This is a genomic window from Xenorhabdus koppenhoeferi (assembly GCF_900116635.1).
GTDB lineage: Bacteria > Pseudomonadota > Gammaproteobacteria > Enterobacterales > Enterobacteriaceae > Xenorhabdus > Xenorhabdus koppenhoeferi.
The window spans coordinates 1-6,347 of the sequence record NZ_FPBJ01000063.1; the positions used below are offsets into that span (position 1 = coordinate 1).

The 6,347-nt window shown below is 39.8% G+C and carries 4 protein-coding genes and 2 pseudogenes; 2 read left to right on the forward strand and 4 right to left on the reverse strand.

Translation table 11 applies throughout. The features are described 5' to 3' along the window. Positions 1-134: pseudogene (locus BM329_RS13745) on the forward strand (transposase); the annotation flags it as partial. 313 nt (positions 135-447) lie between these two features. Here BM329_RS13745 and BM329_RS14580 read toward each other — a convergent pair. The 3 genes and pseudogenes from BM329_RS14580 to BM329_RS13765 form a co-directional block, all read right to left on the reverse strand. Continuing rightward, positions 448-576 (reverse strand): annotated as a pseudogene (locus tag BM329_RS14580) (transposase); the annotation flags it as partial. A gap of 184 nt (positions 577-760) precedes the next feature. Next, the gene (gene slyD, locus BM329_RS13755; RefSeq protein WP_092554296.1) at positions 761-1,288 is read right to left on the reverse strand and encodes a peptidylprolyl isomerase; all 528 of its coding nucleotides are present in this window, start codon (positions 1,286-1,288) and stop codon (positions 761-763) included. Positions 1,289-1,556: 268 nt separating this feature from the next. Beyond that, positions 1,557-1,760 (reverse strand): YheV family putative zinc ribbon protein, encoded by a 204-nt coding sequence (locus tag BM329_RS13765; protein ID WP_092554302.1) that lies wholly within the window; start codon positions 1,758-1,760, stop codon positions 1,557-1,559. Between the two features lie 294 nt (positions 1,761-2,054). Here BM329_RS13765 and BM329_RS13770 point away from each other — a divergent pair, with 294 nt between their 5' ends. Then, entirely contained in the window at positions 2,055-4,010 is a 1,956-nt protein-coding gene (locus BM329_RS13770; RefSeq protein ID WP_092554305.1) for an ABC transporter ATP-binding protein, read from the forward strand. Between the two features lie 413 nt (positions 4,011-4,423). Here BM329_RS13770 and BM329_RS13775 read toward each other — a convergent pair whose 3' ends face one another. Beyond that, positions 4,424-5,314: a LysR family transcriptional regulator gene (locus BM329_RS13775; RefSeq protein ID WP_092554308.1), complete on the reverse strand. Its 891-nt coding sequence runs from the start codon at positions 5,312-5,314 to the stop codon at positions 4,424-4,426. Positions 5,315-6,347 lie beyond the last annotated feature (1,033 nt).

Genomic DNA, 6,347 nt, shown 5'->3' on the forward strand with positions numbered 1-6,347 from the left:
GCTCATTGTGGATGAAACCGGTGGATGAAACCGGCTTTATCAAAAAAGGCACGCATTCTGCCGGTGTGCAACGTCAATACAGTGGCACCGCCGGGCGCGTCGAAAACAGTCAAATAGGCGTCTTAAGTGATTATTGAAATCAGGAGAAATTCTTGAAAATGGTGTTTTTTATCCAATCTTAATGAAATAAGACTTTCCAGAAAATAAATTTACAACTTTAAATAAAAAATTAAATTCATAATAGTGTTTTAGTTGAAAAGCAACTTAATGAAATAAATTAGTCCTAAATCCATATACTGGATCTTAATAATTAATTTTTTCAAGACACTGGTTGTGACATCAATTTATTGAATCATGTATAGTCTGTCTATTTGGAGAACATTCAATTGGCAAAGATTGATCTAAATACCGTGCTTCGTCATTTAAAAAGCTCAGTCCCAAATAGCCATAACGCAGATTATTGCGTATCGTATGAACAATGCACAGTTGAACTCGGGTTTGCAGGTAAACGGTATTAATTGCTTCAGGGAACCCTTTTAGCCACGATGATTGAGTTCCGTCAGCACACTGAGCCAAAGCTCCCATTGAGGCATAAAGAAACGATAAAAATCATCGGTATAGCAGAAAATTTCAACTAATTTGTTCATAGCCTGTTCTTCCTCGGAGCTGTTTTCGGTGTTCACCAAAACTTTGCTCCTAGAACAGGCTTCCCCGTCAATTTCTTATCCAGAATCCGGGTTAGTTAGTAAATGATCTCAGATTAGTGGCAGCTACCACCGCAGCACCCATGTTCATCGTGCTCATGGTGATCATCGCAACCGCCCTGACCATGAACATGACCGTGAGCCAGTTCTTCTTCAGTTGCTTCACGGATTGCTACGATTTCAACATTGAACTTCAGGTTTTGACCAGCCAGCATGTGGTTAGCATCAACAACAACTTCATCACCTTCAATCGCAGTGATTTCAACCGGGATAGGACCTTGATCCGTGTCAGCCAGAAAACGCATGCCAACCTGAAGATCGTCAACACCAACAAACACATCTTTTGGCGCACGCTGAACCAGATTGTCGTCATACTGACCGTATGCATCATTCGCTTCTACGCTAACATCAAAACGTTCACCTGCCTCACGCCCTTCCAGTGCTTTTTCCAATCCGCTGATCAGAGCACTACGGCCATGCAGATAGTCTAACGGCGCGCTCACCGAGGACTCATCAACTAAAACACCGTCTTCTGTTCTTACTTGATAAGCCAGGCTGACCACCAAGTCTTTTGCTACTTTCATGACTACTCCTACATACCCGAGGGAAAAACCCGTAAGGAAAAATTTTTACAGCTCAAAAAAATGCTGCCAATTGTAACGGAATTCTACGTCGCCAGGTACAGAGACGGCAAAATTTATCCACAATTTATTGTTAGTTCATTTATATCCAATCGATTTCAAGCTACAGCAGAGAACCTTTCCCAGGAAATATGGTTAATGATAACGACCCGACCGGAGTCAATAAAAGCAGCCAACAAAATGGCAGTTCGAACAAAGATGAAAGGTATATTTATTGCGGTGTAAAAATACCAATAACCTGTTCCTGTTCCCTGACATGAGAAGTAACAGCTTCATCAGTCTGCCTCTGTATGTGACCACAATGAGCGCATTCAACGATATCAACTTTATTTTCCTGCCACATTGCCAGCGTATCCTGTGACTGACATTTTGGACAAACAGCTCCCGCAATAAAACGCTTACGACTAACTGACATAATTCACTCCAACGTTATTCATATTTATCTGCCCTTCCATTTTCCCTAAGACGTGTCAGGACACATATTTTCCGCTACCATGCATGCTAGGCTATCAACAAACTATCAAACTGAATAGAGATATACCCAATAGATTTCAAACTGCGGCGGGAGAACACATCTCAGGAACCTAACTAACTATATGACCGGACTATCATGGCCGGAGTGAATTAGTACCGCCAGTAAGGTAGCAATTTGAATGATAAAGGATATAACCTACTTATTAACTTAACACATTTTATACAGACAACATCTATGATTGTTTTCTCTTCACTGCAAATCCGCCGCGGCATTCGTGTCCTATTGGACAATGCTAACGCAACCATCAATCCCGGCCAAAAAGTAGGATTAGTTGGCAAGAATGGCTGTGGTAAATCTACCTTATTAGCATTACTGAAAGATGAACTTCAGGCAGAGGGTGGTTCCGTCACATTTCCCAGCAACTGGGCACTAGCTTGGGTAAATCAGGAAACACCCGCTCTGGAAACATCTGCTCTGGAATATGTGATCGATGGCGACCGCGAGTTCCGACAACTGGAACAGAAGCTAAAAGTCGCCAACGAACAAAATGACGGCCACGCTATCGCCCATATTCATGGTCTGCTTGATACAATTCAGGCATGGACAATCCGTTCCAGAGTTTCCAGCCTACTGCACGGTTTAGGATTCTCCCAAGTCCAGTTGGAGCAACCCGTCCATTCATTTTCAGGCGGTTGGCGCATGCGTCTAAATCTGGCACAAGCGCTAATTTGTCGCTCTGACTTACTGTTACTCGATGAACCAACCAACCACCTTGATTTAGACGCAGTCATCTGGCTCGAAAAGTGGTTACGAAATTATACAGGTACTTTGATTCTGATTTCCCACGATCGGGATTTCCTTGATCCAATCATTGATAAAGTACTGCACATTGAACAGCAGAGTCTGTACGAATATACCGGCAACTATTCCTCCTTCGAACGGCAACGCGCCGCCAAACTTGCTCAGCAGCAAGCGCTGTACCAAAGCCAGCAGGAAAGAGTGACGCATTTGCAAAGCTACATTGATCGTTTTCGTGCCAAAGCCTCCAAAGCAAAACAAGCTCAAAGCCGCATCAAAATGCTGGAACGCATGGAACTTATCGCTCCAGCCCATGTTGATAACCTCTTTCAATTCAGCTTTCGCCAACCAGATAGCCTGCCAAATCCACTTTTGAATATGGAAAAAATCAGCGCTGGCTATGGAGAAAAAACTGTTCTGAATTCGATCAAATTAAATTTAGTGCCCGGTTCACGCATAGGGTTATTAGGTCGAAATGGCGCGGGTAAATCTACCCTGATCAAATTGTTGGCAGGAGAACTTGCGCCGCAGCAAGGAGAGATCGCCCTATCAAAAGGCATTCGATTGGGATACTTTGCACAGCACCAATTGGAATACCTGCGGGCAGATGAATCCCCGTTACAGCATTTAGCCCGAATAGCGCCACAAGAGATGGAACAACAACTTCGGGATTATCTGGGAGGATTTGGCTTTAAAGGCGATCAGGTAACAGATCCGAGCGGACGTTTTTCCGGTGGTGAAAAAGCCCGATTGGTATTGGCTCTGATTGTCTGGCAACGTCCTAACCTTCTGCTGCTTGATGAACCAACCAACCACCTTGATCTCGACATGAGACAGGCATTAACCGAAGCGCTCATCGATTTCGAAGGTGCTCTGGTTGTGGTATCGCATGATAGACACTTACTGCGTTCAACTACAGATGAACTTTATCTGGTGCATGATGGTGAAGTCGAATCTTTCAAGGGTGATTTAGACGATTACCAACAATGGCTGTCTGAACTGCAACGACAGCAGATGCGAGATCATCAGGAAAAAGAGAAGGCGGAAACTGAAACGATAGCGAACAGCACGCAAAATTACAGTGCCCAAGAGCGTAAAGACCAAAAACGGCGTGAAGCTGAATTCCGCAATCAGACTCAACCATTACGCAAGCAACTTATTACCCTTGAAAACCAGATGGAAAAACTGGGTACGGAATTGGTAAATCTAGAAGAAAAGTTATCAGACAATACGCTCTACGAAAATGATCGCAAAGCTGAATTAACGGAATGCCTGCATAAACAAACACAAACAAAGTCTAGACTGGAAAATATCGAGATGGAATGGATGGATATTCAGGAACAGCTTGAGCAAATGACAGAAGCATTCCATGCAAATCAAGGAACCAATTAACCTTTTCGGTATTATCTAGCATAGAATCGGGCATTGCTATTCAATGCCCGATTACTTTTTATCTTCTTATCCCATCACTTTCTCAAGCATTGAAAATAGCCTGGTGATTCACTGTAAAAAATGACAACTCATTTACGCAGAAAAGTTATCTATACCCAATGGATTTCAAGATGCAGCGCGACGGCAAGGGAATGAGTCCCAGGAGCATAGCCTAACTATGTGACTGGGGTGAGTGAGCGCAGCCAACAAAGCTGCAACTTGAAAGACGACGGGTATATGATTGGAAAATATCTAAGGTGTTCATTCTCATTCTGCACTCCTTATTAAGAGAATCATTACAATATATCCCGAATCTTATTTTAATAAGAAATTAAATGACAGATACGCCATCAAAACAATAATTACTCATAGACTTATACATTAGCAACCAATGTAGAAAAGTTTTCAACATCTTCAATCAGATGATTATCTATTGATTTTGCCCAAACCACCCCAAGATCAATTTTTTTATCGGTTTCAACAATTTCCAAAAAGTCCATATAATACTCAGGAATAGAACCTAAAATTCGTTTTGGAACACATGTATAAGCGCTATTTTTCGTAATCATTTCAACAATTAACATAATATCATTTGTCTTTAATAACAAATGCATATTGTCACCGGTATAAATAGGGAAAACATTAAGGCAATCAGTTAACTCAGCGACTTCTTTCTTTCCTGTCGAATTTTTTGGAAAAATCTCATTCCCGAACTTACTTAAAGCAGTTCTAAACTTAGATATCAGATTACTCCTTTTTTTAAAGATATAAACCAGTCTTTCCGTAAACACCTTTTTGGGTTCTAACTGTGCAATAGATGCCAAAGGCATCACAGCGACATGCAGCATCCCAGCATTCAATAAATTTATCTGCTGTTCAACGGACAGCCCGGTCACCAACGCCAGTACAATATCCCCTTTATTCGCCACAATCTGTCTCTCTATTTGAGAATAGTTATGAATGGGAAAACAGGAGCCGACATATAAATGCCTGACCATATCTTCTTTTGAATCAAAATGAACCTGACTTTTAAAACGTTCATAATGAGTTAAAAAATTTCTGGCATTTTCCAGCGTCTTATGTCCAAAATCTGTCAATCTTGTTCCATTTGGCCCCCTTGTAAATAGTGAAGCACCAAGAATATCTTCCAACCCGTGTATTTTCTTCGTCAAAGCAGGCTGAGAAAGATAAAGCCTCTCCGAAGCTTTATGATAATTCAGAGTCTCAGCCAAAACGATAAAAGCTTCAAGATTGCGTATATCCATGTTCTTTCGCCCAATGATTGTTAAATAACTACAAAACATTACAGATTCATGGTGATAGCATTTTAACTTAGTGTTTTGCCAAAAGTTTTGTCAGGTCTACCCATCAAAATGTTAACTAATAAAATATTAGTTAATAAGGATACAATAAGCAAAAGATTGATTATCACTGTGACTTAATAACATCAATAAATAATTTCAATCGAAACTAATAATAGCTCACGCGTTACCGATACAAAACAAGATGAATCCCTGTTATCCATACTATTAAACACCCTTTTATCTTTCAAATTACAGCTTTATTGATTTAACTAAAACTTGAAATAGATTAGATATACATCATATAAAAAATCTGCTTATGATTATTTTATATGCCGTACAATGAGGATTACCACCAAGAATAAAATAATGAACATCAAGTTATCAGCTGATAACTATTATTTATTGGTAACCCATTCAGAAAATACCAAAACCATGCTTCACTTTTTCGGCTATTCTGATTTTTACGCTTATTGCGTGTTAATAAAGATGAATTTTAATTTAAAGTATTACATTAAATACAACCTTGAGTTCACCATCATAAAACGAGTAAAATACTTCTAGAAAATATCACATCAATAAATAATGGTATAGAAAATGGGAAATCTTGCAGTGTGTTGTTATCTGATAAAATACACCTATTCTTATTTCAGTTTTTTGATCTTTTTTATATCGGGACATTCTGTATTAATATGTTTTTTTATAGAATTCATATGTTGATTTTTGTGCTTGGATTCGTATATTAAGCACAACACCGTAATGAACGAAGTCAATGAGTTAGGGTTCCTGTAAAAACTCATTTAGTTACCCCTTTTTTAGTTGCACAAATATATCCAGTTATGTCGCTATAAATATAGGATTCCCTATACATTGACAAACCTTCTCGATTAATATATTGACTCTCTTGGATTCGCCTAATAAGTGCAATTTCTAAGAAAGGCGGTCAGTTGCTATAGTAGGCATCTTTCTCGCCAAAGGAAAATGCGCTATGGCCTAT